Consider the following 25138-nt stretch of genomic DNA (forward strand, 5'->3'; position numbering starts at 1 on the left):
CCAGGTGATACAGTTAACTTTTGATAAAAATGCGTTTACTCGTCCGGATGCCGTACTCCTATTTCCATTTTATCAAGGCCAGTTATTGTTCGCTCGGCATAAGCAGCGCGGCTGGGAGCTGCCCGGCGGGAAGATCGAGGAGAACGAGTGGCCGATCCACGCGGCAATTCGTGAGCTGTACGAGGAAACGGGAGCGGAGACGGAATCGATCGTGCCGATTGCCCAGTATCACATCATCGAGCAGGAGCGGCGCAGTACGAAACAAATCTACGTTGCCCGGGCAGCCCGAATTCATAGTAGGCCGGCAGGGTTTGAAACCGAAGGGTATCGTCTGTTTCAAGTTCCGCCTGCCTATGATGAGATTCTGAACGACGCGAGATTTAGTGACCATATGAAGGATCAAGTATATCCGATTGCGCTGGAATATATTTTACAAGACAAGCATCTGTATGGTTAGACATATTGCGACTTATTATGACATTATGTAAGCCTACGGACTTATTGGGAAAGGTTCGCTCGAATTGTATCGTTACCACCGTTTGAAGGGAGATACAATCATGACCTATTATTGTATCGGCTGCAGCAAGAGTCACACGGACATTGGAGACGGATCGAAGTTTCGTACCGGCTTTCATAGTTATGCGAACGGCCTGAAGGAGCCTGCCGGTCTATGCGCCTTGCACCGTAGCGCTTTGACAACGGCGCAGGCTTCGAATAACAAGGAAAGCTCCGCAAGGAAAATGGCGGGATAACCCTGGATGCTCAAACAAACCGGACCGATGTCGACACGTTCGACGCAGTCCGGTTTTTTGTCGCGGTGCAAGTAAAAGTCTCACAGATCGATTCGTTGGATTTGCCAACCGTCATAGAAGGGTATATGAATGAGATGGAAGGTTAGTGTTGCCCGCTGAGCTGTGCGGCTGTCTTCCCGGTACAAGCCGGCGCCGACAACGACGGTGCTCTCGGTCTGCTGACGATCCGAGCGGATGGAAGACGACTTCGGAAGCTCGTCTTCGCGGCGAATGAGCTGAATCCGGCTCTCGTGGAACTTGTCCGGCAGCAGAAGGTGCCAATCTCTTTCCGAGGAGACGGCCTGAAGCAGTTGTTCGTCGTGCTGGTTGTAGGCGATGATGAAGAGCTCGGCCATCCGCTCCGGATCGAGAGCGGTCAAATACGGACCAAGCAGACCGGCCGCTTTGTGAGCCATCGTCTGATGGGCGAGATCCAGATTCGCTTTGCCATGTGTCGTGCTGCCTGCAAAATGGATGCAAAAATGTCCGCTGAAGCCGTTATCCGGGATCCCGTCCCCGCCATGCGGCTTGCCGTTCATCGATGCCGCATACAGCTTGTCGTTGTAGCGAAGCACCACCGCCCGGCGATCCCAGCTCCAGCTGCCGCCGTAGATGCGCTTCATCGTTTCCGAGTCCTGGCGAGTGAGCGGCTGCGCATCCGCGTGCGAGCTTCCGGCGCGCCGCTGCGCGCGGAACGCGAGCCCCGTCTCGACGTCGATGACGTCGAATTTGGCCATGCGAGGCACCGCGCTCCGGGCCTCGCTCCACGGCAGCAGCGCCCCGTAATGGCGGGCGCGCAGCGATTCCCTGGCGGCGCTTAGCTCGCGCCGCCACTTCTCGGGCGTCCGCAGCCGGACGCCCTTGGCGGCATCGACGACCGTGCCGTCGTCGTCGATGCCGTAGCTGCCGTTCGTGCCCGGCCAGGCCACGAACGTGTCCAGCAGCTCCGCGCGCACGTGCGCAGGCGGAGCCGCGTCCGCATCCGCGCGAACCGCTTCCTCCAGCGCCTGCCGCAGGCCGCTGTCCTTGCGCTCTTCGCGCGTCTCATAGCTGGCGGTGCGTGACGCCCGCACCGACAACACCACGGCGTCGCGGTCCGGATGGTCCGCCCCCGCGGCGCCCGCTGCATTCGTGACCGCAGCTGCATTTCCGCTGGCCGCTACCGTCAGCCATAAAGCCACGGCAGCCGCCGCTCCTGTGAATGTACCTGTTCGAAACATCGTCACAAAAGCCTCCCGTTCCTATCGGTATCCTGTCACAGTATTCGCGTAACCGGGACCGATTATCACAGGAGGCTTTCTCGTTAACGCCGTTAATTTCAACTTGACATGTGCAGCTGTTACTTAACGGGCTTCAGTTCGATTTTCCAATCGGATCCTACATATGCCGTTGCTTGAACATCGCTAATCACTTGAGCGTTTATCGAGCCCGGCTTCGGCTCGTGCAGCGAATATCGGATCACGGCAATTCCGGAGGGGGCTGTGCCTTCGAAATCGATCCCTTCAATCTTCACCGAATAGCCAGCAGTCGGGCGAGCGGGCCATGTCAGCGTAACCAGATCGACGCCTTCTGCGGCTTTAGTGCGTTCCATCAACACGGGCTGCTCCTTTTGATCGTCTTTGCTTTCGTTTTTCAAAAATGTGATCGCCTTGGTGATCAGCTGTGCGGCTTTGGAGCGGCTCAGCTCGGCTTTGCTTCCGGCCGCGTCGCCAAACAGCGTGGCAGGAGGCTCCTGCTCCGTCTTGGCACGCAAGCCCTCTATGAGCAGCGAAGCGAACGCGCCTTCCGTCAAATTCGCATTCGGATCCAGGCTCCGCGGCAGCGTCAGCCCGTTGTGGAAAGCGATAATCATCGACTGCGCATACCACGCGTCATTCGCCACATGGTCGAACATATCCGTTGCCACCGGTTCTTTGATAAAACGAAGCGCATCCAAATTCAGCCCTAAGCCTTTCACAATCATGTGTATTCCTTGGGCCAGCGTCATCGTGCCGCGCGGGTTAAACTGTGATTCTGTAATGCCGTTAATAATTCCTGCTTGCGACAATGCGTTAATCTCCGCCTCGGCCGGATCACCTTTCGTGTCCTCGAAGCCATAGGCCGATGCGCCGCCGACAGCCACAGAGAGGACGACGGCCCCGATCAGCGTAACTCTTTTCCATTTGTTGTTCATCGTTGATCACCTCAACGTTGTTAACGTTATATGTTTTCAGAATGTTTCAGCATCCGGTATAAAATGCATGCCTATGTTACAATACCACTAAAGCCAGTCATGTCATGCTGGAGGTCTTGGTTCATGAGCATTGTAAAATGGGGCATACTCGGCTGTGCGTCCATTGCCGTCCGTTCCTTTATTCCCGCTGTCGAAAGGTCCGAGCTGAATTCGGTTGTCGCCGTCGCCAGCAGAGATGCGGCAAAAGCCCAATCCGTCGCCGCCGAGCACCGTATTCCGAAAGCTTACGGCAGCTATTTGGAGCTCCTTGCCGATCCGGATATCGACGCCGTCTACATCCCGCTGCCGAATCACCTGCACCGCGAATGGACGATCCGTGCCGCTCGCGCCGGCAAGCACGTCCTCTGCGAGAAGCCGCTGTCCGTATCGGAGCGGCACGCCGTACAGATGGTCGAAGCCTGCGAGCAGTTCGGCGTTATTTTCTGCAGGAGAGCATGCTGTACCGGTATCACCCCCGCTACGAGCGTGTACGGGAGATCATCCGGTCCGGCGAAATTGGCGAGGTGCGCGGCATCCACGGCGTATACACCTTCGATAAATCGGAGGCTGCCGGGGACATCCGGTTTTCGCTGGAGATGGGCGGGGGAGGCTTGTACGACGTCGGCTGCTACTTGTTCAGCGCCGCGCGCTTTGTGCTTGACGTGGAGCCTGCTGCCGTCCGCGTTTCAATTGAGGGAACACCTCAACCCGAACCTCATCGTCACCGTCCGCGGCGAGAAAAGGGAAGAGGAGGCGGAGCTCATGAATTTGTGGCTTATCCAGTTGGACGCGTTTGCGAATACGGTCTTGCATGGCATTGTTCATCCATACAGCCCTTGGGATGCCGTTCACAATATGAAAGTCATCGACGCTTGTCTGAAGTCCGCACAGGAGGAGAGGCGGGTTGCCATTTTGCCGTTAGGTACGGTGTTGTAGAGGAGCTTGGAGGGAGGAGGTCGGCCGGTTCTCGGTTCAGGACGACCTCCGTTATTTCCCGGGCGAGCGCAGAAATCCCAACGGTTCGACAGCGTTCCGCTTGCGGTGCGCTACACGATTCGGATGCCGACAACGTGGTCGAACACCGTCTCCTTATCAATCAGGAAAATAAAATCTTCTTCCTTCTTCGAAGCACGGCGTTCTTGATACACCTCAATGAAGGGGCCCTCGATCTGCTGCCGGCATTCCTTATCGGCATAAAGCTTTCCTTCCTCTACCTGTCTCAGCGCATCGATCAGCGCATCCTTGCGGGATGCTTCAGTGTTGATCTTCGTATACACGGTTCCTACGGCATCATGATCCTTCAAGATGATCATTACTTTTTTTTGCGAGCTTTTATTGGTTAATGATTTTGTTTTCTGCATGTCGGGATGCTCCTTTGTTCAAAAAATATATTGCGTACCAAGCGTCTGTATAGCTTATGTTGGGACACTTACCCCGGACTAGGCGAATCGGCAGAAGCGGCGGTCGCCTAATGTTGTTTAGGTTGCAGGTGTGGGGCAAAGGTGGAGGAGGGGATGTAGTGACGCGGCAGTTTAATGAAGCGATGCCATCTGATGTATGTTCTGCCTGTTGACATGCAAACGGATTTTTGGTAGGATAACACTTGTCGCCGCTAAATTTCTGCGGGATCTATCATATGACTCGGTAGCTCAGCCGGGAGAGCACCATCTTGACAGGGTGGGGGTCGCTGGTTCGAACCCAGTCCGAGTCATAACAACAGAAAGCCGCGTCCCATAAGGGCTCGCGGCTTTCGTCGTTGATATACTCTTTTGTAGTACAGTAATGATTTCGTGAAATTGGGGACCTAAGGGCTTGAGGCGATTTATTGCCGCCGCGGCAAGGAATTGCTTCAAAGAACCAACGGCAAAGAAATGCTTCAAATCTGGAAGTAAAAACAGCAGCTGGTGGCAGTCTTATTTCAGATATTTTCTATCGTACTTAATCAACCTTTCACTATAGATGTCTTAACTTTTCCGGATTGGCGACATTATAGATCGTTTCGATCTTATGATCCCGATAAGCAAAAGAATACACATATTGAATTCCTTCGCTCAAACGAATGCGGATTCCTGGGAGCCCATTCACCACGAGGAACGAGTACGTAAATTTACCCGAATGTTTGTTGATCATATTTTGATGAAGCTTCAGCACTTGCTCAAATCCGACAACAGGCACTTGTGCCGCGCTTACTTTGCCTCCGCCGTCCGAGTAGAACACAACATTGTCACTAACCAGTTCAAGAAGCTTGGTCGTATTTCCTTGCAGCAGCGATTTCACAAACTCTTTAATCGTCTCCTCCGCAATGGAAACCGACGGTTGTTGGTCTTGGTCGAAATGGATGCTTTTTTTTGCGCGGTGGAAAATTTGCCGGCAATTTGCACTGCTTTTCCCGACAATATCGGCAATCTCTTCAAACGAATAATGGAAAATCTCTCGAAGAAGAAAAACCGCCCTTTCCGTTGCACTCAGTTGCTGCAGAAGCAGAAGATAGGCCGTGGAAATCGACTCGGACCGCAAATACTTATTGGATGGATCGTTGTCCGAAGCTCCTTTTTCAATCAGGGGTTCCGGAAGCCATGGACCGACGTACATTTCCCGTTTTTTGGCCGACGAGCGCAAAAGATCAAGACAACGATTCGTTACGATTTTGTATAGGAACGCCCTTTCGTTTCGGATTGTCCCGACGTCAGACAGCCCGTCATAGCTCAAAAAAGCATCTTGTACGATATCTTCCGCATCCATGACGCTGCCGAGCATTCGATAGGCTAACGAAAACAGCTCCGTTTTATAACGTTTATATAATTCCTCTGTGCTCATAAAAGGCATTCCTCTCCTTACCCTCAAGGGAGAGCATATGTTGTATGGCTCTTTTGGCGCTTGCCGTCGCGGCATCGACCAATACTTCACCGTGCGACGCCCATTCTCCTGCTACGTATAATCCTTGTATTTCCGGTACAGCGGGTCCGGGATTCTCAGAACGTTTCATATGCATAAAGTCGTGACAAACCGTCATTTTAGGAAGGTATTGCTTGACAATCAATTCTTCCCGCCATCCCGGCTGCATCAAATCCAGCACGCCTTCCAGTTCTTGCAAATCTCTATCCGGGTCCGGTTCTTTCCCTTGGTTCTTTATGAGCGAAATGACTTGCGCGCCATCGTCGCTTAGATAAGCCGCACGCGAATAATTGCTAAAAAGCACGGTCTGATCAATCCCGTAAGCAAATTGTTGCTTAGGCTTGGGAAGCCGTTTCAAGGCCACGTCCAGGCAAGCCGCGGTGACCTCAATCGCCTGTTCTTTCCAGGTATGAAGGGCGGTTTTTTCCGCAAAGGGCACCAGCTCATTTGCGATAGCAGGCGATGTGGCGAGAATAACATGGTGCGTATCGATTTTCGTTCCGTCTTCACAGAGAACCTGCCGTATGATCCCGCCTCGAGTATCGATAGACGAGACTTTGGTATTGGTTAATAACCGCACTCCCAGATCGGATGCCTTTTTCCGCAATTCCTCGATCAATTCGCCCCAGCCACGATCCAGGTACAACGCGCCTTTAAGGGCATTTTGCAGCTGCTTCAATACAGGACCAGCGGCTGGCAAATCCGGCCCGACCACATAACTGGCGGCACGAAGCAATGAATAAAAGATATTGCGCACCATGGGATCTCGCACATTCCCTTCGACCCATTCGCGGATACTGATCCGGTCAAATTGACGAGTATCCGCTTTTTTAACTTTCATAAGACAGGAAGCAAACTCCATCTTTCCTTTCCAAGACAACAGCGGGGTCGTAAACAAGGATTTCATATCCGAAGGCAAGGTGCTCAATTTCCCTTTCCAAACGCCATAAGCGAACGATGAAGGCCGCTTTCCTTGCAAGGTCAGCCCCAATTCCCGGAAAGTCGCGTACGCATCTCCCTTATACAAGGAATGCGCGCCCAAATTGAAGTAAGCTCCTTTCTTCTTATTGGAAATGGCTCGGCCGCCTAAGCGATTCTGTTTTTCAATGACCACCGTTTGTTTCCCGGCTTTTGCTGCGTAAATAGCAGCGGTTAAACCCGCAATTCCTCCGCCAACCACAACCACATCGACCTTTTGCATCACTCATCATCCCTTCGCAATTTTACCTGTATGACGGGGAAGGGATGTGAAGTGTGACAGATACGCAAAAAAATTTTACGGTGAATTTCTTCGCTTCACCACTATCTATGATACGGTTCTCCTTACACGCTATAACGGCTAAAAATAGAGACAAGGCCATCCGTGCAGAATGAACTGACCAATCTTGAGGATTGTACTACAAGGTTGATTTAGATATAGCTTGTTTATTGCTCAAAGTAAAGAACAAATAGCCAGAGTCATCCTATTTGGGTAGATTTTTCTTTTATATTTGGTGGTATAATGTTCCAAATGGCTCCGTGAGGAAGATGAAGAATGGGAATTGCAGTAAGCTTCAAATTGTTAAATCAAAGAGGAACTTTGGCGTCTTACGGTTATGGCAAGGATTTCGATAATTTTGATGGTGTCATTGAGATTAATTTGAGTAAGCACGTAGGCGACGAGATAACAAGTGAAAACGAACAAGGTATAAGATTCGATGTTGTAACTCCCTGTGAAAGTGAGTGGAAGGATTATGGCTTGGCTGGAAGGGTCTTCGTAAGGATACTTAGGCATGACAAGGAACATGGGAGCTATCCTGAAAAGGGTGGTCATTTTGAAGGATGATCAAGCATTCATTGAGTATGGAAAAGACAGTGTAATTTTATGGGATGTTATTGCTCTCTCAAATGAGCAATTTTTGAAAGGTGGTTTTTTAGCAGAAATTCTCCTCAAAGGATTTCTGAGTATTTATAATGTTTGGGATAAAGGTAGGGGGCGACAATCCTGGCATTATCAATCATAGGAGAGGCGAACATTGTGTGAAAATGTTCAACCGATTACATTTGAGCAAGAAAAAAGAATTGCGGGAGAAGCGGCCTTGGAAACATTGAAGCCTTTTATCAAAAGCCCAACAATTCCAATATTACGTGAAGAGTATGCAGAATGCTTTTTTTTAGAAATAGAGAGATTAAGGGGCCTCCGGAACAAGTTCTTAGATGGCATCGGGCATACGCAGTTAGCAAAAAAAAGGAGGCTTAAGGTTTATCGCCGACTTTTCAGATGAACTAGAGAAACTACATAAGTACATCCAGGTAATATCCAATCATTAGGATAAATGTGAAAAATTTGCTATCCTATATAAGTGCCTAAAATTTACTATGTCATTAACAAATGAAATTAACATGTACATATACATAAATGTATTCCAATAGTTCTCTGATGGGGAATCAATTTAAAGGAATTTGATGAAGAAGATGCTTTACTTCATTTTGATGTTTGTGGTAAAGATTTAAGCGTAATTCCAATAGATGTTGCCTGTTGTAAGGATGGATATGAGTATGGAAGATAGAAGATCAGTAAAAGCCAGGATCGAGTGGTATAAAGATCCTAAAAACTATCCCATGAATGTGTGGCTTCGAGACATTATTGTAAATTACGGTGAACTTAAGGATAGGACATTTACAGGGCAATCTTGGACTATTTTGGTCAGAGTCACTGGTCTTATTGAAAATACGTGGAATACATACGCTGATGTTGCATTTCTAGTTGATGAGGCTCCTTGGAACTTACTTGAAGAGGGACACACCTTCAAGCTTTGGGCTGGAAAAGATATTGCTATAGTTACAATTCTATAATCTTCGGAGAAGCTTATCATGAAAATGATGTGGTGTTGACGATGTAAGTCTGAGATGCCTATGTTAGTTGAAGATGAATACGCAAGGATTTATGAACTTTATTATGAATGCTTTAAAGCAACTAAGTAATTTACACAGGAACATGGATTGCCCTTTGAAAATAAATTTGCATGATTTGGAATGGTTGATTTTTTATGAGGACATTTTCTGCGCAATACGAAAATGAAAACCTAGTAGAAAGTTCACCTTCAGAATTATTGGAACGTTGGGAGAAAGAACTGAAAGCATATATCACGTTTGAACAAAAAGTTTTGATTAGATACTGATTACCTAGATAGGGAAAGGGACGTTTATACAACGCCCCTTAAATACATTATTGAACCGGAGTATACTCGCTAACTTCGAAAGTCATAATTTTATCGAAGATCATATAGTCTTTGCGACTCTTATAAGGTCCTTTATTATTATCGTGTTTGTCGATTGCATAAGAGGCTGTACCCGTTCCTGACGCTTTCTCTTCGTACCAGGCTATAAAATCGTTTACCTCCGTTATTGAAAGGTCATATTCTTTCTCAATGCCTGAAATCAAGGTGATCGTTAAGAGGACTCGGTCATTTTCAGGAGCTTGTGGAGTTGCATATGCTTCATTTGAAGCAGAACTTTCGTTTCCGTTAACAAAAGATGTAATCACATAGTAATAGGTTGTACCGCTGGTGACATTAGTATCTGTATAATATGTGCCTGCAGTTACTGATGCAATTGTTGTATATGGGCCGCCAGATGCGGTAGCACGTTTTACATTATAACTAGACGCATCGGGAACACTGTCCCAGTTAAGTGCAATACCCTGTGAAACAGTTTCTGCACTTAAGTTGTTAGGCTGGTTGATGTCTAATAGTGAGCCGTTTGCATCGATATCAATAGCATCTAACTGTCCGTAAGTGGCTGTTGGATCAAATGTAATGATGACATCATGATCACCTTCCGTTAATCCATTTTTTTCATATACTAGGACCATTCTGGTTAATTTGGTATCATAAGTACTGTAAGTTTCGGATGATCCGTCGATTGTAATTGTAGTAGGCTTTGGGTAAATCGTATATTTGTTTGAGATAATACGTAATTTAGTACCTCGAAACTTAAAATGTATACTATTGGAACTTGAAGCCGAGGTGAAGTATGTTTCGGTGTTTGCATAATTGCCGCTTAGAGTATGGTGTGCGAAATTCCCATAATATAGAATATTCCTATCTGTGTCATCGATTCTGTGCCAACCAGGCTCTTCGGTTGGTAATTGTTGCCCAACCGTTGCTGCTGATGCCGAAAACGGCATAAGAGTTGCCAAAATAATCGTGAAAATCAATCCATAAAGCAGTCTTTTTTTCATCGAGTTACCTCCATAATTTTGTGGATTCGACAATGATTCTATTCTATACGACGAATTTTGTCTAAACATTTATATACATATATAAACAATATAGTAAGTTGATGTTAAAATATTGTATCAAATAGCCTCGCTAGTGAGGTTCTTGTCTGATAATTATGTTTTTATAACTTAACCTCGACATTATATAAGTTCTATCAACATACAGTCCCCAAATGGTTATCCTTGATCAAATTAGGGGGTAATATGCTGCTCAGGAATGGAATTTCAGGCTTCAATATAACCTTTATGGATGCCCCCCAACTTTCGAAAGAATTAAGTAGGTATTATCAAGTTGTTTGCAGCGATGAATTAAATGTGCTTTTACGATACAGCGGCGCTGAATTGCTTCTTGATCACAAACATGAGCTAAATAAGGCTGAACTGGAACAAGTGAAGTATTGGAAGCCTAATACTATTGGGGAAATCGTGTTTAACTTTTGGGACTAGTTGAACGAGATTTTTTGATAGAGGATTGAATGGTTAACTTTTTGAAGAGGCCATTGAAATTAGACGGGGAAAATAGAGCGATTTAGCTGAAAATGTATAAAATCAAGATTAATAAAAAGGAGAAAAGATTCGTAGATATCGGAATACTATTATGGAATACTGGAGTGACAAAACGAAATATGGTTCGAATCCTAGTATATGCTATAACCATAATGTTTAAAACAAGTAGAACATAGCATGTGGAGAGCAAATCGCTCTATAATATTCCTTGACAGATATATTCCAATCGATGTATATTATAAATGTTCAAACGATTTCGAATAAATGAGCAACGCCACGATATTTCAATGGTGAGGTGGATTTTAAATGGAAACAGGCAATAAAGTAGCAATTACGGTGGAAACCACAGTTCAGGCACCGGTTGGAGAAGTGTGGAAGTATTGGACGGAGCCGCAGCATATTACTCAATGGAGCTTTGCTTCCGAAGAGTGGCATGCGCCGAGTGCCGAAAATGATTTACGGGTTGGCGGAAAATTTTCCACAAGAATGGAAGCTAAGGATGGCAGCTTTGGGTTTGATTTTGGCGGTGTCTATGATGAAGTGAGAACAAATGAATACATTGCTTATACGCTGGGTGATGGAAGAAAAGTGGAGATTACTTTCATTAGCCAAGACAACGAGACGAAAGTCGTTGAAACCTTCGAAGCTGAGACTTCTAATCCCGTTGAAATGCAGCAAGCAGGCTGGCAGGCGTTTATGGACAATTTCAAAAAATATTGCGAAGCCTCCAAATAAGAATAGAACAAATAACGTCGCAGGAACGAACTGCGGCGTTGTTTCGTGATGCCAACCTGAAATTTGCAGCACCCCCTCACTCCTGTCCATCCTTAAAGCACGCTTGACCACGCTTTCTGCAGCCGTACCACGCCGTGCACCGTATCCTGCTCCTTGACGTCCTCAAAGCCCAAATATAGCCTCCGTTGCGATTCGCCCACTGAAGCATTCAACATCATAAGGTGCTGAACGGCTTTTCCGATCTGATGCTGGAAGTGTTCGGCGAACGCGGAGTGCATGCACGGTCCGTATTCGGCGCGGTATCCGTGAGAGACAATCTTTCCCTTATCGTTGATTCCATCTTTGGAATTGAGTGAGATGTCCTGCAATCTGCAAAAAAAATCGGTCCGCGATTTCGCGATTGCTGCGACATGGCGGACCGAGTTTGTTTTGTATGCCCCTATAGCAATCCCTTCAATTTCTCCAGGTCGACTTTCTTGGTATCCGGCTGCTTCAGCTGCTTCAGCTGCTCCGGCCGCTCGGCCTGTTCCGACCGCACAGGCTGTTCCGGCTCCACATGCTCCACATGCTCCACATGCTGCCCGGTTTGCCCGGTCTGGGCACCTGCCTTCGGCGGCGGCGAAGCGGCTTGCGGCGACTCGTTTCCCAGCAGTGGTGCGGCTGCCAGGGATTGGTTCTCCGGCAGCGGCGGAGCTGCCTGCGTTTCGCCCACAGGCTGCGCGAGGGGAGGAACCGGCTGCGGCGCCTTCTTGACATTTTCTTCAGTCCGAAGCTGAGTGATATGCACTACAGGTGCGGGAGGCGCTGCGGACTCCGCAGTTTCCGGGGACGCTACCTGCGGCCGGCTGAGCTTTTTACGCTCCTGTTCGACAAGCCGGCGGGTCGCTTTCTCAATAAAAGCCTCTTTGCAAAATTGCCCCAGCTTGCGTTTCTTGCGGAGCTGCCGATAGAACAAATATAAGCGGCTTTTATTCTCCGGAGTAAGATGCTCGAGATCGGCAAAGTTGATTTGAAATGCAATGGATGCGCGCTTCTTCATGCAGATCAGCTCCCGACAGGCACATTGCTTTGCTTGGCTGCGGCGAATTCCGAATGCTCCTTAGCCATCAGCAAGCCTAATTTATAAAATCCCCGAGCATTGCACAGCTGGACATCTTCAACGATGTGGATGTCCTTAATAAAGAGCTTAAACCAGGGCGCGAGTACGTTAACGCCGCCGCCGGTCAGGATGACCATGTCAAATTTGCTGCGATGTCTCCACCGTACTTGAAGCTCGTTGATCAGGTATTCCGCCGTTTCGCGTACGATTTTGTCCTTTGCTTCTTGAATCGGAATGGCAAGGCGCTTGGAGACCTGGTAAACGTCTTGGGAAAATTGCAGCTCGACGCTTTTCGGAGTGGCGTTCGCATCGGGGTGCTGGTTATTGATGTGGTCGGCCAGACGCTGGTAAATTTCATACATCCCGATGGAAATCGTATGACGATCTTCAGGGATGGCCTTTAACGCATCGATGCCGTCGAAGTCCGTTGTTCCGGATCCGATATCGACGATGCCGATATAGGAGGTGCCGATCTCCTCGCGGACGATCGTTCCGGTTTCATCAATATATAGATCCAGAATACTGCCGAGCGGCTGCGGCAATACTTTACATTCCTTGACGTGAATAATTTTGTCGGTATTGTTGATTTGGACAATATGCGTCCCTTTGAACAGATCGATGATCTCTTGCTCCCGTTTCGTTCCTTTTTCACGAGGCGGGCAGCCGGTAACCAGGAATACGTCGTACGCCCCTTCGTCATCCCGGAGCAGGCTGGCGATGCCGAATTGGCTCAAAATTTTGTAGTGCTTCTGGGCATAGCGGTCTTCACTCGTATAGGTAGACAAATAGCGTCCCTTCGCTTTGTCGATGGACGGCCCCCAAACATATCTTTCTCCTGCATATAAACTGGACTCAAACTCGTTCATCGTATTTCCGCCCAAACCGGTGGAATCCTCCCGCTGAGCGCTATCCTTCGTTAGTAAGCCGCTGGGGAGAACAAGTCCGGGAACGTCGTCGCTGTATCCTTTGAAATATCCGTTTCCATGATCAATCCCCATCACGATAAATACATGTTCACTCATTGTATAGCCTCCAAGTAAAACAAAATACAAAACCATTCAATAAAATTGTATGATGGGCAGGCGCATGGTGTGACAGCTACCTAGGGAGCGAGACGCTTTAGGCTGACTTGTCGGTTCATGAAGATCAGTATTTTTTCCAAATACCCAGAATATACCTGCTTATCTGTGACTTTAGAATCAAACTCAAACAATACTTAATATTTCATCGGGTCTTTGGTGGGATGTAAATACAAAATATTACATTATAATGATGAAGAAACATCAAATGATGTCGATATTTCGAACTGGTTGCATACCTAAAGGAGGATTTCAGTTATTTATGAAAATGTTTAGCCGTCTGTTCTTCGTTCTTGCTTTTGTGTTCACCCTGGTACTTCCGACTACTGCCAGCGCCGCAACGGAAACCGCGCCGTCCTGGATGGGTACAGCTATCGGCAGCAAGGTGAATACGTCGACACAGTATTACGCGTTCTACGGTCTCGGTACGAAATACTATTTGGTCGTGATCGACAAGAACTTGTTCGATACATCGCCGATTACCGGCGTTCGCGCGTTCCGTACGGACGGCGAGTCGCTGTACACGAACCACACTCCAAACATTACTACGACTTTGTATCAGTACGATGCTGCTGGCAAGCTGGTGAAGACGGTCACGACTTTCAAAATCGGTAAAAGCTTCGGCATCGACGGCGGCGGCGGCTTGCATGTCGAATATATTTATCAAGCGAACCTTCAAGTTCTGAATTACAATACGGACGATGTTGTGATTCCGGCAACGAATTAATTTTTTCTATATGTGAAGATAGAGCGTCAGTTTTTTTCTGATGACTCTATCTTTTTTTATACGTCGGTGGTTACAATAGAACGGGGTAGAATATATTGCCAAGCGAGAGGAAGGATGCTCTTACATGGTGCTGAACAACATTCATCACGTTGCGATCATTTGCTCGGATTATGAGGTGTCTAAACATTTCTATACGAAGATCCTCGGGCTTCGCGTCATTCGGGAAGTGTACCGTGAGGAAAGGGAATCGTACAAGCTTGATCTGGAGATCGGCGGCAGTCAAATTGAGCTGTTCTCGTTCCCGGACCGGCCGGAGCGGCCGAGCTATCCGGAAGCGCGGGGGCTGCGGCACTTAGCTTTCGAGGTCGACGATGTCGAGCAGACCGTGCTTCATCTGCAGCAGTTCCACGTTACTTGCGAGCCGATCCGCGTTGATGAGTGGACGGGGAAACGGTATACGTTCTTCCAGGACCCCGACCGGCTTCCGATCGAACTCTATGAAAAATGATCGAAAGCTGTGGAATTTCCTTGTTGTATTCCTACCGTTCGACACGATAAAGTGACAACAAAATCCGTAGGCTTGCCTTATACTTGTTGAGTCGGCAAAGCTGAACAAGCGGCGTGCCGCACCATGAATGGCATGATGGGCGTCTGCACTCGACGCAAGGTAAAGGAGCACACATACGGCATGGTAGAGAAAAAGCAAGTGCTAATCGTTGACGATCAGTTGGGAATCCGCGTGCTTTTGAACGAGGTGTTTCGCAGCGAGGGTTATGAGGTAACGATGGCGGCCAGTGCCGCGGAGGCGCTTCAGGCGGTTCGGTTGTCGATGCCGGATTTGGTTATCCATGATTTGGTGATGCCCGATGTGGACGGCTGGGAATCGATCGAACGTCTGCTGCAGGTGAACGATCGTCTTCCGATCATTACAATGTCGGCGTACGGCCCGGCTGACAAGCCGCGCGCCCTCGTAACGAAGCCGTTCGATATCGATGAATTTATAAGCTTTGCCAGACAAGTGCTGGACGGAACGGTTACGTTGAAGTCTCCGTACTATGTTCCGCCGTCCGCTACTGTGAACAGTTCTGCTGGCGGGTGGCTGCCCTCGATGTACCGCAAGCTAAGGTTATAGAAGAAGCCGCGCGGCTCGAACCGGCTGCGCGGCTTCTTCCTTTGAAAGTTAATTATTATCGATACTGTTGATGAGACGTCGCTTCAGGATGAACGGGAACAGAAAGTAGGCTGAGAGAATGAACGTTAGATTTTGTCTGTCATGCGGTACGGAGCTTGAAATGAGGGATTTCGACGGTACGCTGCGTCCCGCTTGTCCGGTCTGCACTTTCGTGCATTGGGGACATTACAGCATTGGCGTTGGGGCGATCCTTGTTCGGGAGGGCAAGGTGCTGCTCGTCCGCCGGGCGCAGGACCCGGGCAAAGGGTACTGGACGAATCCGGGCGGATATATTGAGCAGAAGGAGCTCATACATGACACGATCGTCCGCGAGGTGCGGGAGGAAACCGGCGTGGAGGCGACCGTTCGCAGCATGATCGCGCTGCGCGATCAGCCCCGCGACATCCATAACGTGTACATTGCGTTTGCGATGGATTATGTGTCGGGGGATCCCGTCCCGGATGGCGTTGAGGTGGATGGAGCGGGATTTTACAGTATGGAAGAGATGGAATCGATGAAGGTGGCGAGCTTCACCCGCTGGCTGATTCATGCAGCGCTCGAGGCGAAGTCGGACGGTCTCCTTCAGGACAGGGAGCCGATCGTGCCTCTGGACGGATACGGTTTGTTTCGCGGGTAGAGGCCGTGCTGCCGCAGGACCCGCCGCCGGACAAGCCGTATGGAGCCGCTTGCTTGCGCAAGGTTTGGACCGCGTCTTGTGCTCCGCTGCAACTTTCCAGAGCCGCTTACGTCCATAGGCGTATGAGTCCCGGGAGTTAGTGGGGGGAAGCGGATGAATATGGCACGGAGATTGATCGGGATTGCCGCCGCAGTGCTGCTTCTAGTGGGCAGCGTGACTGCTTGGGTATACGGCCGGGGGGCGGCGAGGGGCGAAGGAGAACTAAGTCGCGGTGAGGCGGCCTCCGTTTCGGAGCCGATACCGGCAGCCTCGACGCAGGAGCTGCAGCGGAGCGTAAAGCTTGCGTTTGCGCCGGTAGAGATGGAGGTCATATCGAAGGGGGCAGCTCTCGATAACGTCCCCGCGGGTTATCCCCAAAAAAACGTTTCGTTAGGAAGCATAGATGGCACGGACAGCACTTTGGAGCTTTACGACGCTGCGGAAGAGCCGGGACGTCTGACAGCGGTGCTTCGGTTCGGCGGGGAATCGTATGCCATTCCGGAGGTGAGCTCCTCCGACGTCTGGCTTCCTCCGTCCGGCCTTTCCGTGCATTCCGCTTCCGGGCTGCAGTCTATCGCTGCGGGTCTTGAGCTGTTCGCTAACGGGCCGGGGTTTAAGGTTTACCTCGTCTATGATTTCGGTGAGCGGAAGTGGCTTCGCTTTGAGGAGTGGGGAACGCCTTATGCCGCGGACCTCGATCGTGACGGAAGAGCGGAGCTGGCGATTCAATTCGAAGGACTTCATATGCATTTCCCGGATGTGATCGTGTATCGTTGGTCGGGAGACGTCCTGCAGCGAAGCGCATCGGCTAGCGCCTCGATATGGGGAGCAGAGCATAAAGCCTATGCGCGTCTTGGCGAAGACGGTCGGATCGCTTCCGGTATCGTGGACGAAGAGCGGCCTGAGCGTACCTTTCTTTATTTCGGCGGGGAGCTGGTCCCTCAACCGTAAGCAGAAGCGTTTCCGGTACGCCTCCAAGCAAAGTGAAAGCCAAAGAGTCCTTCATGGAGATGTTCCATGAGGGACTCTTTTTTTGCATTTTACCGCAATGGCAGATAGGTCGGCCTTGTTATTCGGGCAGTGAAACCTCCGAGAACGACTCCTGATGCGATTCCGCACGCTTTCGGGCCTTGGATTGCTCCAAGCTTTCACCGATTTGCGTGCTCTCGAGTCGATTCGAGCCTGCATCGGAGCTCAGCGGATCGTGGACGTACGTTTGATCGTTCGTTCCTGAACGCGGCATACGCTCGTTCCTCCTCTCTAAGACGGGATGAGGATAGGATGCGCTATCGGGCTCGTGTTCATGTCGGCATCTTTTTGGGCTGGGGAGGGGACGCTACAGAAGACATCCCAGATTCTTAAGGAGTGCTCAAGATGATGAAACGAACGCAAATCGAAGCCGTTCTTAACCAACTGGATTCTTACGCAGACAGCTTTCCCGCTTCACTGAAAGCGGAGCTTAGGGCGGTCCGGGGAGAGCTGAACGATTTATCGGAAAAGGAGCTCGACCTCCAAACGAACATGGTCGTCGTGGATGAGCCGCAATACTCGGCGGAGCCGAGCCTTAACGATCGGTTGATGAGCCTGTATACGAGCCTTTTGGACCATCTCCGGGCGACGAAGCAAATGGATAACGATGAGCTGCGGTCAGCTTTGTTTTCGCTGAAAGGCTATCTGGACGTCCCGGACCGGGATTTTCCTTAACGTTTTCCCGCCCAAGAACTATTTTAAGGCAGGGAGCGGAAGCTGAAGGGCCATATAGGCGTTCTCGAAATCATTTCGGATCAGTTGTTCCGGCGAGTAGGACGGGGTTAGGCCGCGGGATAACGTGTAGAGGAACACCGTTTGATGGGCCTGGGCTTCTTCCTCAAACTGGCGAAGCAGCACATCCCGCACGGACGGGGTAGAGGTTTCGCTAATTGCGACCGCCGTGTCGCGAATACCGGTTTTGGCCGTCAGCAGCAGTTCCAATGCGTAGAAACGATCATCCATCATCATGCCAGTCTCCTTCATTAAGGTAATAGGGCCCGGTGCTGCAGCAGCTGCATCAATTCGGCGATATGCCCTTCGGTCATCCGAATGTTGTGCAGATAAAGCTGCTGAAGAACGGGATCGGTCACTTTGCCGACAGCTTCCTTCATTTTGACAAGAGAAACGGACTTAAAGGATAGCAGCTCATGAAGCTCGATCGTTTCGTGGGGAGCCAGCGCAGGGCGCGGCGGCGTCATTCCGGCTGTGGAAAACATGGACATCTTCCTCTCTGATCGGAATACATTTTCATGCTTGCAGCATATGCCCGCCGCCGGAAGAAGTTCCGCATGAGCCCAAATCAAAATATTCGGACGGGAAGGTCCAAAAGGGGAGAGCTTAATGGAAGAGCAGCCGGTAAGAGACCGAATTGCGGTCGAGGACGAAGAGGGACGAACGAAGGAGTATGCCGTCGAGGCGTTGTTCGACATGGACGAGGAGTCTTATGCGCTGCTGGCGTCCGATGATGAGGAGGAAGGACTCATTCTGATGCGGGTTGTCGGGGATGAGGAGGAGGATCAGTACTTGGTCGGGATCGACAATCCCGAAGAAGCTGCGGCGATTCTGGATGCTTATCAGGTGGCGATAGAGGCGGCGCCGGCCGAGTAAAATTGCGGCGCAGCCTGCATACCGAAACAGCAGCAGCCGGCAGCAACGCAATCTGATGCAGCACGGCCAAGAAGCTAAGCGAAGGCGATACCGCCTCACTTAGCTTTTTTGGCGTTTCCTTGCCGGATCAGGCTTCCAGCGCAATTTCGTCCAAGCAGTCCGCGGTATCGTTCTTCACATTACCGACCTTGGCGGAGACGGGGTAAGCCCGCATTTCTTCGGCCGGATACGGCCGCAGCAGCTTTATCGCCTGCTGAACGTCCCCATTCCTGCGATCCAGCCACAACGCCTCGTCCTCGCGGCGCAAAATAACCGGCATCCGGTTGTGAATATCCGCCACCAGCCGGTTCGGCTCGGTCGTAATAATCGTGCATGTGCTGATCTTGCGGCCATCCTCCGGATGAACCCACGTATCGTACAGCGCCGCAAAGGAGAACACCGCCTCCTCCTTCAGCGTAATGCGCATGGGCTGCTTGCCGCCGCGGACAGCCTTCCACTCGTAAAATCCGTCCGCCGGCACGATGCATCTCTTGCGGCTCACCAATTGGCGGAACGCCGGCTTCTCCAGCAGCGTCTCGGCGCGGGCGTTGATCATGCGGCTGCCGATCTTCTCGTCGCCCGCCCAGCTCGGCACGAGTCCCCAGCGCAGCTCCCCGAGCCGGTTCCGCTCGCCGTCATGAATGACGGCCAGAACTTGCTGCATGGGCGCTACATTATACCGCGGCCTATGGTAGCGATCCGTCGGCAAATCCGACAAATACCGCAGCATCAGCTCCTCCATCGATACGACAATCGTATACCGTCCGCACATGATCAGCCCTCCTTATGTACTATCAGTATAAAGGCAAAATTCCGGTTTGTTAAATTTCCGTTACAAGGAACATTTCCCTCTTGCATAGAACAGGTGTTCCGGGTGTATAATGAATACCACGGAATATGCGAACATTTATTCGCATTCTGAGGAGGGGATTTGCGATGCCGATCAAGTTCAGCAAGTATGTCGGTTCGGTCGTCGAGATCATTTACTTGGACAGCCGGCGCCAGCTGACGCACCGGATTGTGGAGATCCGCGCGGTGCAAGGCGATACGCTGCAGGCGTTCTGCTACCGCCGTCAGGCGCCGCGCAGCTTCAAGCTGGAGAACGTGCTGGCGGCCAGACCGCTGCCGCGAAGAAGCAGGGTGAGCTGATGAGACCTCTGGCAACCGAGGGGGAGATGAGGCTGGTACGGGATTTTCTCATCATTCCGGTACTGCTGGATTACCTCGACAACGACATCAAGACGGCGCAGACGGCGGGCTTCAAGCTGGATCTGCTGCTCATCAGGGGATTGAAGAAGGTGCAGGACGAGATTGTGAAGGAGCATTATGTGATTAAGCGAACGCTGCGCGAATGCGGGATTCGGGTTCAGACCGAACGACGCACCCGGTACGGCATTGAAGCGGAGTATTTGTGCCGGGGCTACAAGCATCAGACCAGTTTGTTATGGGATACGATACGGACGGCGGTGCTGACGAAGGCGAGTGAATATGCGAACATCAAGCTGACGAGCGGTGATGGCGGGTGAGCAAGGAGCGCATTATTATGCTGGCGGACTGCCAGAGCTTTTATGCGTCGGTAGAGAAGGCGGCGCATCCGGAATACGCGGATCGGCCGCTGGTCGTGGCGGGCGATCCCGAGCGGCGCAGCGGCATTATTCTTGCGGCGTGCCCGCTTGCCAAGGAGCTTGGCGTGACGACGGCGGAGACGCTGAGGGAGGCGCTTGCGAAGTGTCCGCAGCTCGTCGTGATGAAGCCGCGGATGCAGACGTATATTGACGTGTCGACGAAGATTACGGAAATATTGAGGCGATACACCGATCTTGTGGAGCCGTATTCGATCGACGAGCAGTTTATCGACGTGACGGGAAGCGCCCAGCTGTTCGGGACGCCGGAGCAGATCGCCACGGCGATTCAGGCCGAGGTGCGAACGGAGACAGGGGTATATACGCGGCTTGGGATCAGCTACTCTAAAGTTACGGCCAAGATGGCGTGCGACATGTGGGCGAAGAAGGTGCCGGGCGGGCAGTTTGTGCTGACGAAGGAGGAGTTGCCGAAGCAGCTGTGGCCGCAGCCGATTCATAAGATGTTCATGGTCGGAAGCCGGATGACGCAGCATTTTCTGGCGATGGGGATGCCGACGATCGGCCACTTGGCGCGGACGCCGCTGGCGGAGCTGAAGGTGCTGATGCGGCGCCGGTTTCACAAAAACTGCGATATCGACGCGGAGCTGTACTGGCGCATTGCGAACGGAATCGACGACAGTCCGGTCAGCCCGTTTACGCACGAGGCGCCGCCGACGCAGATCGGCCACCAGATTACGCTGCCCCGGGATTACGGCACGCTGGCCGATATCAAGGTCGTGCTGCTGGAGCTGGCCGAGCTCGTCTGCCAGCGGGCGCGGCGGAACGGCTACATGGGCGGCGTCGTGTTCGTAGGCTGCCAAGGGGCGGATTTCGACCGGCCGACGGGATTTTATAAGCAGATGAAAATGCCCGATCCGACGAATGCGACCATTCAGCTGTACCGCTCGGCCGTGCAGCTGTTTCAGCGGCATTGGAACGGCCTGCCGGTGCGCAAGGTCGGCATGGGGCTGTCGCAGCTTGTGAACGAGGAGCAGTACCAACTGACGATGTTTGAGGAGCGCGAAAAGTATCGGGCGCTGGAGCGGACGACGGATGCGCTGAAGCTGCGGTTCGGCGATACGGTCATCATGCGTGCGGTGTCGGCTTCGGCCGCCGGGCAGGCGAAGGATCGGGCCGGCAAGATCGGGGGGCATTACAAATGAGAAAAAAGCTGGAAGGAAACGGGCTCTGGGAATCGAGCCGGATGCGGCTGCCGGAGCACCAAGCCCGGATGATCCGGGAGAACCAGCTCCTGGGCAAGCGGGAGCGTCCGACGCTCGACCCATACAAGTGGGAAGAGATCAACGCCTTGCTCGGCGAAGCGTACCGGGAGGGCTTGACCGTTACGGTCCGCATCTTCGACCCGTACGAATACCGGGTAGTCACCGGGAGCATCGCCAAGGTCGACGTGCTGACCCGCAAGCTGCTGGTAGACGGCACATGGATCGCTCTGCGGGATATCGTGGAGGTAACCTTGGCAAACTAGGAACGCGTCAAGCTGCCTACGACGAAAGCGATGGGGGTGACAAGCGAGGGTGACGGAGCGGAAACCGAAAGGGCTTGTGGAATTTCGCCAGCCTCCGGCCAAACTGGTAGCCGACATTCCGGGGGACGAGGAAATGCGCGAACACTTGGAGGAGACGATGCACGGCGACGGGTATCCCGGGGCTTGCGGCGTCATTGATGTGAGTCGGCCGAGTTCGGAGCACGATAGCTAGAAGGAGAACGACCCGCCGAAACGTACGGCGGGTCGTTCTGTTGCGGCAGCGGCATTAAGAGCGAATCGTGCCGACGTACCGCCCGTGTTCGGGCACGGCCATCCGCACGAAGTCGCGGGCGAGCATCGCCAGCCCGGCGCGCAGCGCTTCTCCCGACATCGGGAGGCCGTGTCCGGTAACCGCAGTCTCGGGACGAAGCGCCTCCAGGCGCTCGACCGAATCCCGCGCAGCCTCCCAATCAGGTGTGAAGTATGTCGGCGGGCCGTGAATTTCCCGGAGCTGCGTCAACACGGCGAACGCCGACTCCTGCTTTACTGTGATGAACGCGTCGCCTGCAAGTAACGTCCGGTCTCGATCCCGGAACAGCGAGACATGTCCGGCCGTATGTCCGGGCGTGGCGATCCAGCGCCATTGCGGCAGGCCGGGAATCGTACCGTCCGCAGGGAGCGCCCTGGCGCTGGCCCCGATGTCGATCGGCTCGTTCGGATATAAGCCCGCCAGGTCGGCCATCAGACCTCCGCCGACGGTCGGGTCCGGAGGCGGGTATGCCGCTTTGCCGGTTACATAAGGCAGCTCCCGTTCATGGGCATAGACGGGGACATGCCATTTTTGCAGCAGCGCCTGCAGAGAGCCGACGTGATCAAAATGGCCGTGAGTCAAAATAATGGCCTGCGGAGCGGCAGAGCCGAACCGCTGCCGTGCGGCCTCGGCGATATTGTCGGCGAATGTGGCGACGCCTGCATCGACAAGCACCCAGTGCTCCGAGCCGGGCTCGCCGAGGAACACTACGTTGGCGATTACTGTGCGCATGTAGGATACATCCGCCGGCAGCCCGGGCGCAGGGTCTAGTTGTGTAGTCAAGCGCAATCCCTCCTTGTTGTACAGGTAGCGTTTGCGCCGACGCGGGTTCCTATGTAAGCCGTTTTAAGTCCGGCCCTCGTCTCTCAGGAGGAACGATGCTCGATGCTGACGACTTTGCCGACGATGCTGGACTTCCGAATGGGGCCGATAAACCGGCTGTCGTAGCTGTGGCTGTAATTGTCGCCGAGCACGTAAAGCTCGTCCGGACCGAGCTGAATTTCGTCCACAACCGATTCGCACCCGGCGAGCGGCATACCGGCAACGACCTTGCCGTCAATGAACAGCTTGGTCTTCTGGATGGCGATCGTTTCCCCCGGTAAGCCGACGATGCGTTTGACAAAGCTGCGCTCGTCCGGTGCCGTGAAGATAACAATATCGCCGCGCTGCGGAGCGTGATTACGGTAATATTCGGGATCAACGCTGAGCCCGTCTCCGGACTCGATGGTCGGACTCATCGATTCGCCCTCTGTAATAAAAGGTAGGAGCGTTTCCCCGGTGCCCGGTGCCGTCTGCGTCTGATCTGCGGCCGGGGCGGAAGCGGTTGCCGGAGCGGAATGAGCCGAATGGAGCGGGGGGGCTAGCTCTAGGAAAGAAACAGCCGGCGGCGGAGCTTCGATGGCGGCGGCGGCGGAGGCCGGTTCGGTATGCTCCGGGGTCAGAAGCAAGGCAAGCAGCAATAGCCATTGCATGGAAAGGTTCCTCCAATTCATAACGGTCTCGTAAGCTAGTAAGCTAGCAACTTGTATTACTCATCATAGAGGAGCGGACTTGCAAAGGCTGTCTGCTTTTGTATAGAGAACTATGTAATGTTTTCGCCGAAGCTCCTGTCGAATGACCGCCATGCTTGCACCGCTAGCGGAGATTGGGATACAGTGGAAGGGATAAACTTGAGGGAGGACTGCACGTGCCTGCAAAAAAAATCGAACATGTCGGCATTATGGTCAAGCATTTGGAAACGTCGATTACATTCTATGAAACGATCGTGGGCTTGAAGCTGAGAGGAACGCTGCTTCATACGAACGGCGTGATCCGGCTCGCGTTCTTGTCGCATCCTGACGCGGAGGAGACGGAGCTGGAGCTGATCGAAGGCTATAACGCCGGGCTGCCTGCCGAAGGCAGGGTGCACCATGTCGCTTTCACGACAGACGACTTGGACGCGGAGTGGGATCGCCTGAAGTCGCTGGACGTACCGTTCATCGACACCGAAATTACGACGCTGCCGAACGGGGCGAGATATTTTTTCTTTTACGGTCCCGACGGCGAATGGCTGGAGTTTTTCGAACCGGTTAAAGGCTAGGAACGAATTCAATTTGCTCCATGGGCGACTAGGTACGTCGAAAAATGCCAAAGCTAAGTCTACAGCAGCGGAGCCGCTCCGCAGGCATTACTCGCTCATGGAGGAACAACATCATGATCAAGACACAGGAACTGAAGGCTCAAATTGAGGAACTGACGAAACAGAACGATATGATGCTGGTCGAGTTGGAACAGATGAAGCGGCTGATTGCCGAAAGCGGCCGCGGAGCGTCCGGGTCGTCGGATCGTGCGGGTAAAAAGCAGGCGAACCAGCAGGCGGATCAGCAGGGCGAGCAGCAGGCTGACAACGGACAGAGCAGTGAGCACAACAGCATCCAAATGAGCCAGCAGCAGCAAGGGCAACATCAGGAGCAGGGACAACAACAGCAGCAGGGGCAGGGACAACAACAGCAGCAGGGGCAGCAGCAGAGCTCGGGCAGCAGTCAACCCGCCCAGCTGGCCAACGAGCTGCTGCGTATTAAAGACATGGTGGCGCAGCTGGAGAAGAAAACCGCTAATTACGTATCGAGCAGCACGAACGGGGGCTTGACGGAGAAAGATGTCGTAAACCTGGTGTTGACGCTCATTAATGGCATGGTCGACTGGTCGAGCGAATACATTTCCAGCCAATCTCCCGGCTCGGGACAAATGCAATAAAGAAGCTGACAAGCCGCGGAAGCGGCTTTTTTCTTTGCAGTACGCTCGCCAAACGGCCTGCAAACGTTGTTTGTATCCAAACCGGTTTCCTGCCGAAAACCGATTCGGCATTTCCGTGACGGGTTGCGTACACTTCCCGTTTTCAGCATTGGAAC

35 protein-coding genes, 1 tRNA gene and 2 pseudogenes are annotated in these 25138 nt (G+C 52.1%); 24 read left to right on the forward strand and 14 right to left on the reverse strand.

Annotated features, from left to right (window positions below):
• Positions 1–4: 4 nt before the first annotated feature.
• Together ACFFK0_RS11685 and ACFFK0_RS11690 are read left to right on the forward strand one after the other, a co-directional pair.
• Positions 5–457, forward strand: a complete 453-nt coding sequence (locus ACFFK0_RS11685) for an NUDIX domain-containing protein (protein ID WP_377470366.1) — start codon at positions 5–7, stop codon at positions 455–457.
• 100 nt (positions 458–557) lie between these two features.
• On the forward strand, positions 558–752 hold the full coding sequence (locus ACFFK0_RS11690) for a hypothetical protein (protein ID WP_377470367.1): 195 nt from the start codon (positions 558–560) through the stop codon (positions 750–752).
• Positions 753–832: 80 nt separating this feature from the next.
• On the opposite strand, the gene ACFFK0_RS11695 is transcribed toward ACFFK0_RS11690, so the two are convergent.
• On the reverse strand, positions 833–2011 hold the full coding sequence (locus tag ACFFK0_RS11695) for a hypothetical protein (RefSeq protein WP_377470480.1): 1179 nt from the start codon (positions 2009–2011) through the stop codon (positions 833–835).
• A 119-nt stretch (positions 2012–2130) separates the two neighbouring features.
• Positions 2131–2964: an S-layer homology domain-containing protein gene (locus ACFFK0_RS11700; protein WP_377470368.1), complete on the reverse strand. Its 834-nt coding sequence runs from the start codon at positions 2962–2964 to the stop codon at positions 2131–2133.
• Between the two features lie 123 nt (positions 2965–3087).
• Here ACFFK0_RS11700 and ACFFK0_RS11705 point away from each other — a divergent pair.
• Positions 3088–3939: pseudogene (locus ACFFK0_RS11705) on the forward strand (Gfo/Idh/MocA family protein).
• A 110-nt stretch (positions 3940–4049) separates the two neighbouring features.
• Here the strand turns inward: ACFFK0_RS11705 and ACFFK0_RS11710 are convergent.
• Positions 4050–4364 carry a hypothetical protein gene (locus ACFFK0_RS11710; protein WP_377470369.1) on the reverse strand — a complete coding sequence of 105 codons (315 nt, stop codon included), beginning with the start codon at positions 4362–4364 and terminating at the stop codon, positions 4050–4052.
• 277 nt (positions 4365–4641) lie between these two features.
• Here ACFFK0_RS11710 and ACFFK0_RS11715 point away from each other — a divergent pair.
• A tRNA-Val gene (locus tag ACFFK0_RS11715) sits at positions 4642–4714 on the forward strand.
• 242 nt (positions 4715–4956) lie between these two features.
• Here ACFFK0_RS11715 and ACFFK0_RS11720 read toward each other — a convergent pair.
• Both ACFFK0_RS11720 and ACFFK0_RS11725 read right to left on the reverse strand, forming a co-directional pair.
• A complete protein-coding gene (locus tag ACFFK0_RS11720; RefSeq protein ID WP_377470370.1) occupies positions 4957–5820 on the reverse strand; it encodes an RNA polymerase sigma-70 factor in 864 nt (287 codons plus the stop codon).
• Positions 5798–7099, reverse strand: coding sequence for a phytoene desaturase family protein (locus tag ACFFK0_RS11725; protein WP_377470371.1), 1302 nt, complete (start codon positions 7097–7099; stop codon positions 5798–5800). The genes ACFFK0_RS11720 and ACFFK0_RS11725 overlap by 23 nt, the downstream gene beginning before the upstream one ends.
• Before the next feature lie 333 nt (positions 7100–7432).
• On the opposite strand from ACFFK0_RS11725, the gene ACFFK0_RS11730 reads away from it, so the two are divergent.
• The 3 genes from ACFFK0_RS11730 to ACFFK0_RS11740 all read left to right on the forward strand — a co-directional run bounded on the left by ACFFK0_RS11730 (position 7433) and on the right by ACFFK0_RS11740 (position 8733).
• Positions 7433–7723: a hypothetical protein gene (locus ACFFK0_RS11730; protein ID WP_377470373.1), complete on the forward strand. Its 291-nt coding sequence runs from the start codon at positions 7433–7435 to the stop codon at positions 7721–7723.
• Entirely contained in the window at positions 7713–7901 is a 189-nt protein-coding gene (locus ACFFK0_RS11735; RefSeq protein ID WP_377470374.1) for an alpha/beta hydrolase family protein, read from the forward strand. Before ACFFK0_RS11730 ends, ACFFK0_RS11735 begins: the two co-directional genes overlap by 11 nt.
• A gap of 535 nt (positions 7902–8436) precedes the next feature.
• On the forward strand, positions 8437–8733 hold the full coding sequence (locus tag ACFFK0_RS11740; protein ID WP_377470375.1) for a hypothetical protein: 297 nt from the start codon (positions 8437–8439) through the stop codon (positions 8731–8733).
• A 373-nt stretch (positions 8734–9106) separates the two neighbouring features.
• On the opposite strand, the gene ACFFK0_RS11745 is transcribed toward ACFFK0_RS11740, so the two are convergent.
• Positions 9107–10120 (reverse strand): fibronectin type III domain-containing protein, encoded by a 1014-nt coding sequence (locus ACFFK0_RS11745; protein ID WP_377470376.1) that lies wholly within the window; start codon positions 10118–10120, stop codon positions 9107–9109.
• Between the two features lie 243 nt (positions 10121–10363).
• On the opposite strand from ACFFK0_RS11745, the gene ACFFK0_RS11750 reads away from it, so the two are divergent.
• The 3 genes and pseudogenes from ACFFK0_RS11750 to ACFFK0_RS11760 all read left to right on the forward strand — a co-directional run.
• Positions 10364–10606 carry a hypothetical protein gene (locus tag ACFFK0_RS11750; protein ID WP_377470377.1) on the forward strand — a complete coding sequence of 81 codons (243 nt, stop codon included), beginning with the start codon at positions 10364–10366 and terminating at the stop codon, positions 10604–10606.
• Positions 10607–10972: 366 nt separating this feature from the next.
• The gene (locus ACFFK0_RS11755; protein WP_377470378.1) at positions 10973–11401 is read left to right on the forward strand and encodes an SRPBCC family protein; all 429 of its coding nucleotides are present in this window, start codon (positions 10973–10975) and stop codon (positions 11399–11401) included.
• 209 nt (positions 11402–11610) lie between these two features.
• Positions 11611–11757: pseudogene (locus ACFFK0_RS11760) on the forward strand (RidA family protein); the annotation flags it as partial.
• Between the two features lie 83 nt (positions 11758–11840).
• On the opposite strand, the gene ACFFK0_RS11765 reads toward ACFFK0_RS11760, so the two are convergent.
• Together ACFFK0_RS11765 and ACFFK0_RS11770 are read right to left on the reverse strand one after the other, a co-directional pair.
• Complete coding sequence (locus ACFFK0_RS11765; RefSeq protein WP_377470379.1) at positions 11841–12440, reverse strand: hypothetical protein; 600 nt, start codon at positions 12438–12440, stop codon at positions 11841–11843.
• A gap of 5 nt (positions 12441–12445) precedes the next feature.
• On the reverse strand, positions 12446–13522 hold the full coding sequence (locus ACFFK0_RS11770) for a ParM/StbA family protein (protein ID WP_377470380.1): 1077 nt from the start codon (positions 13520–13522) through the stop codon (positions 12446–12448).
• Between the two features lie 319 nt (positions 13523–13841).
• On the opposite strand from ACFFK0_RS11770, the gene ACFFK0_RS11775 reads away from it, so the two are divergent.
• The 5 genes from ACFFK0_RS11775 to ACFFK0_RS11795 all read left to right on the forward strand — a co-directional run bounded on the left by ACFFK0_RS11775 (position 13842) and on the right by ACFFK0_RS11795 (position 17104).
• Positions 13842–14306, forward strand: a complete 465-nt coding sequence (locus tag ACFFK0_RS11775; RefSeq protein WP_377470381.1) for a hypothetical protein — start codon at positions 13842–13844, stop codon at positions 14304–14306.
• 124 nt (positions 14307–14430) lie between these two features.
• Positions 14431–14814, forward strand: a complete 384-nt coding sequence (gene gloA2 / locus ACFFK0_RS11780; RefSeq protein WP_377470382.1) for an SMU1112c/YaeR family gloxylase I-like metalloprotein — start codon at positions 14431–14433, stop codon at positions 14812–14814.
• 180 nt (positions 14815–14994) lie between these two features.
• Entirely contained in the window at positions 14995–15438 is a 444-nt protein-coding gene (locus ACFFK0_RS11785) for a response regulator (protein WP_377470383.1), read from the forward strand.
• 118 nt (positions 15439–15556) lie between these two features.
• A complete protein-coding gene (locus ACFFK0_RS11790) occupies positions 15557–16114 on the forward strand; it encodes an NUDIX domain-containing protein (RefSeq protein ID WP_377470384.1) in 558 nt (185 codons plus the stop codon).
• Positions 16115–16267: 153 nt separating this feature from the next.
• Entirely contained in the window at positions 16268–17104 is an 837-nt protein-coding gene (locus tag ACFFK0_RS11795) for a hypothetical protein (protein ID WP_377470385.1), read from the forward strand.
• A gap of 118 nt (positions 17105–17222) precedes the next feature.
• Here the strand turns inward: ACFFK0_RS11795 and ACFFK0_RS11800 are convergent, their stop codons facing one another.
• Complete coding sequence (locus tag ACFFK0_RS11800; protein ID WP_377470386.1) at positions 17223–17396, reverse strand: hypothetical protein; 174 nt, start codon at positions 17394–17396, stop codon at positions 17223–17225.
• A gap of 131 nt (positions 17397–17527) precedes the next feature.
• Here ACFFK0_RS11800 and ACFFK0_RS11805 point away from each other — a divergent pair, with 131 nt between their 5' ends.
• Positions 17528–17857 carry a hypothetical protein gene (locus ACFFK0_RS11805; protein WP_377470387.1) on the forward strand — a complete coding sequence of 110 codons (330 nt, stop codon included), beginning with the start codon at positions 17528–17530 and terminating at the stop codon, positions 17855–17857.
• 18 nt (positions 17858–17875) lie between these two features.
• On the opposite strand, the gene ACFFK0_RS11810 is transcribed toward ACFFK0_RS11805, so the two are convergent.
• Together ACFFK0_RS11810 and ACFFK0_RS11815 are read right to left on the reverse strand one after the other, a co-directional pair.
• Positions 17876–18151 (reverse strand): spore coat protein, encoded by a 276-nt coding sequence (locus ACFFK0_RS11810; protein ID WP_377470388.1) that lies wholly within the window; start codon positions 18149–18151, stop codon positions 17876–17878.
• Positions 18152–18165: 14 nt separating this feature from the next.
• Positions 18166–18399, reverse strand: a complete 234-nt coding sequence (locus ACFFK0_RS11815; RefSeq protein ID WP_377470390.1) for a coat protein F — start codon at positions 18397–18399, stop codon at positions 18166–18168.
• A 124-nt stretch (positions 18400–18523) separates the two neighbouring features.
• On the opposite strand from ACFFK0_RS11815, the gene ACFFK0_RS11820 reads away from it, so the two are divergent.
• Complete coding sequence (locus ACFFK0_RS11820) at positions 18524–18790, forward strand: DUF1292 domain-containing protein (protein WP_377470391.1); 267 nt, start codon at positions 18524–18526, stop codon at positions 18788–18790.
• A 127-nt stretch (positions 18791–18917) separates the two neighbouring features.
• On the opposite strand, the gene ACFFK0_RS11825 is transcribed toward ACFFK0_RS11820, so the two are convergent.
• Positions 18918–19601, reverse strand: coding sequence for an SOS response-associated peptidase (locus ACFFK0_RS11825; protein ID WP_377470393.1), 684 nt, complete (start codon positions 19599–19601; stop codon positions 18918–18920).
• Between the two features lie 164 nt (positions 19602–19765).
• Here ACFFK0_RS11825 and ACFFK0_RS11830 point away from each other — a divergent pair, with 164 nt between their 5' ends.
• Genes ACFFK0_RS11830 through ACFFK0_RS11850 form a run of 5 tightly spaced genes read left to right on the forward strand, consistent with a single transcriptional unit; the run spans position 19766 to position 22169 of the window.
• Positions 19766–19978, forward strand: a complete 213-nt coding sequence (locus ACFFK0_RS11830) for a hypothetical protein (RefSeq protein WP_377470394.1) — start codon at positions 19766–19768, stop codon at positions 19976–19978.
• Entirely contained in the window at positions 19978–20355 is a 378-nt protein-coding gene (locus ACFFK0_RS11835; RefSeq protein ID WP_377470395.1) for a YhjD family protein, read from the forward strand. The genes ACFFK0_RS11830 and ACFFK0_RS11835 overlap by 1 nt, the downstream gene beginning before the upstream one ends.
• 17 nt (positions 20356–20372) lie before the next feature.
• A complete protein-coding gene (locus ACFFK0_RS11840; RefSeq protein ID WP_446686274.1) occupies positions 20373–21614 on the forward strand; it encodes a DNA polymerase IV in 1242 nt (413 codons plus the stop codon).
• Complete coding sequence (locus ACFFK0_RS11845; RefSeq protein ID WP_377470397.1) at positions 21611–21937, forward strand: YolD-like family protein; 327 nt, start codon at positions 21611–21613, stop codon at positions 21935–21937. Before ACFFK0_RS11840 ends, ACFFK0_RS11845 begins: the two co-directional genes overlap by 4 nt.
• 49 nt (positions 21938–21986) lie before the next feature.
• A complete protein-coding gene (locus ACFFK0_RS11850; protein WP_377470398.1) occupies positions 21987–22169 on the forward strand; it encodes a hypothetical protein in 183 nt (60 codons plus the stop codon).
• Positions 22170–22223: 54 nt separating this feature from the next.
• Here ACFFK0_RS11850 and ACFFK0_RS11855 read toward each other — a convergent pair whose 3' ends face one another.
• Both ACFFK0_RS11855 and lepB read right to left on the reverse strand, forming a co-directional pair.
• On the reverse strand, positions 22224–22979 hold the full coding sequence (locus tag ACFFK0_RS11855; RefSeq protein ID WP_377470481.1) for an MBL fold metallo-hydrolase: 756 nt from the start codon (positions 22977–22979) through the stop codon (positions 22224–22226).
• A gap of 134 nt (positions 22980–23113) precedes the next feature.
• Positions 23114–23719 (reverse strand): signal peptidase I, encoded by a 606-nt coding sequence (lepB, locus tag ACFFK0_RS11860; protein WP_377470399.1) that lies wholly within the window; start codon positions 23717–23719, stop codon positions 23114–23116.
• A 215-nt stretch (positions 23720–23934) separates the two neighbouring features.
• Between lepB and ACFFK0_RS11865 the strand changes: the two genes are divergently transcribed.
• Together ACFFK0_RS11865 and ACFFK0_RS11870 are read left to right on the forward strand one after the other, a co-directional pair.
• Entirely contained in the window at positions 23935–24327 is a 393-nt protein-coding gene (locus tag ACFFK0_RS11865; protein WP_377470401.1) for a VOC family protein, read from the forward strand.
• Positions 24328–24440: 113 nt separating this feature from the next.
• Positions 24441–24983, forward strand: coding sequence for a hypothetical protein (locus tag ACFFK0_RS11870; RefSeq protein WP_377470403.1), 543 nt, complete (start codon positions 24441–24443; stop codon positions 24981–24983).
• Positions 24984–25138 lie beyond the last annotated feature (155 nt).

The sequence above is a fragment of the Paenibacillus chartarius genome, from assembly GCF_042432825.1.
GTDB lineage: Bacteria > Bacillota > Bacilli > Paenibacillales > NBRC-103111 > Gordoniibacillus > Gordoniibacillus chartarius.